The 2,100-nt window shown below is 69.2% G+C and carries 1 protein-coding gene; it reads right to left on the reverse strand.

Annotated elements, in window-relative coordinates; translation table 11 throughout:
- Positions 1-2,022: condensation domain-containing protein (locus tag FFS52_RS23465; protein ID WP_249358716.1), on the reverse strand; the 2,022-nt coding region annotated here is incomplete at its 3' end.
- Positions 2,023-2,100: the final 78 nt, after the last annotated feature.

Here is a 2,100-nt window from a genome sequence, read left to right on the forward strand (position 1 = left end):
CCACCCCAACCCCACCTCCACACCACGCGACCAACCCTCGATGGCGGCGCGCTCGGTGGCGTCGACGAGGTCGATGTCGCCGACGATCACGTCGGGATCGGCGAGGCCCGCGTCGAGGACGTCGACGATCCGCGCACCGATGCGTCGCACCGTAGGTTCGTCGAAGAGGTCGGTGGCGTACACGATCCGGCCGGCCAGGCCGGCGAGGGCACCGGCGTCGTCCCGATCGGCGGACATCCCGATCACGAGGTCGAACCGGGCAGCGGGCGCACCGGCCTCCACGGGCGTGATCGTCAGCCCCGGCGCGGACAACTCCCCCACCGGGGTCTGCTCGAGGGTCAACAGCACCTGGGTCAACGGCGCGAACGCCTCGCTGCGCGCCGGGGCGAGGGCATCGACGAGGTACTCGAAGGGCACGTCGGCCGCGGCGAACGCATCGAGGTCGGTGTCCCGCACCAACCGAATCAGTTCCTCGAACGTAGCCGAGGCGTCAACCTCCGTGCGTAGGACCAGAGTGTTGACGAACATGCCGATCAGGGCGTCGAGCTCGGTACGGCCACGGCCGGCCACCGGTGAACCGACCGCGATGTCCGACGTCCCCGACAACCGGGACAGGACAACCGCAACCGACGCGTGCAAGACCATGAACACGGTCACGCCGTGGGCGCGGGCGAACGCCTCGATGCGGGGTGCGAGACCCGCGGGCAGGTCGAGGTCCACCACCGCCCCGCGGAGGGACGCCACCGGCGGACGGGGTCGGTCGGTGGGCAACTCGAGAACCTCGGGCAGGCCGGCGAGGCGATCGCGCCACCAGCGCGACTGCCTGCCGAGTTCGGAGTCCGGGTCGTCGATCGAGCCCAGGGCGCGCTCCTGCCAGAGCGCGGCGTCCGCGTAGTGCACCGGGAGCGGAGGACGGACAGGCGCGCGACCCTCGACGCGGGACCGGTACGCGTGCAGGAGATCATCGACCAGGGGCGCCAGCGACTCGCCGTCGGCGGCGATGTGGTGCAGCACGACGACCAGCACGTGGTCGTGTGCACCGCGGTCGTCGGGATCGGATCCGAGGATGCCCGCACGGATCGGGAGGTCGCGGGTGACGTCGAACGGTTCCGCGGACAGCGTCTCCACCCCGGCGGTCCGCCACCACTGATCGACGGTGACGTCGTCAGCCGCTGCGATGTCCTGCCACGGTCGGCCATCCGCGCCCTGTGGGTAACGCGTCCTCAGCACCTCGTGCCGGTCGATCACATCAGCGAGTGCCGCGCGCAAGGCGACGACGTCGAGACGACCACGCACCCGTAGGGCGAACGGGATGTTGTAGGCCGGTGACCCCGGATCGAACTGGTTGATGAACCACATGCGTTGCTGCGCCGGCGACAACGGGAGGCGGGCAGGACGCGGGATCGAACCGAGGTCTGCTGTCTCGGTGGGTGAACCGCTGTTGTCGGTGCGACGGGTCGCGTCGACGAGAGCGGCCATCGCGCGCACGCTCGGCGCATCGAAGAGTTCACGAACGCCGAACGGCACACCGAACGCGTGGGCGACCCGCGCCGCCACCCGCGTGGCCGACAGTGAATGCCCACCGATGTCGAAGAAGCTGTCGGTCACCGAAATGGCCGTGGCGTCCCCACCGCGGCCGAGCACCTCGGCGACCATCGCGACGATCGTGTGTTCGGTGTCCGTGTCCGGTTCCACCCGTCGAGTGGAGAAGAGATCCGGTGCGGGCAGGGCTTTTCGGTCGACCTTACCCGCGGTGTTCAGCGGCAACGCGTCGAGCACCATGACGGTGTCGGGAACCATGTACGACGCGAGCCTGCGGGCGGCATGGTCTCGTAACCGCGACACCGCCGACTCGTCCGGTCCGGTGACGTACGCGACCAACCGGTCGTCGTGCACGACCGCGACTGCCGAGACCACGTCGTCGGCACTCGCGAGGACGGTTTCGATCTCCCCCAACTCGATCCGCTGCCCCCGCAACTTCACCTGAAAATCAACACGACCCACATACTCCAACTCACCCACACCACTCCACCGCACCCGATCACCCGTCCGATACAACCGCACACCCACCCCACCAAACGGATCCGCCACAAACCGCTC

This window comes from Gordonia sp. ALPHA1B1, assembly GCF_005502615.1.
Lineage (GTDB): Bacteria > Actinomycetota > Actinomycetes > Mycobacteriales > Mycobacteriaceae > Gordonia > Gordonia hongkongensis.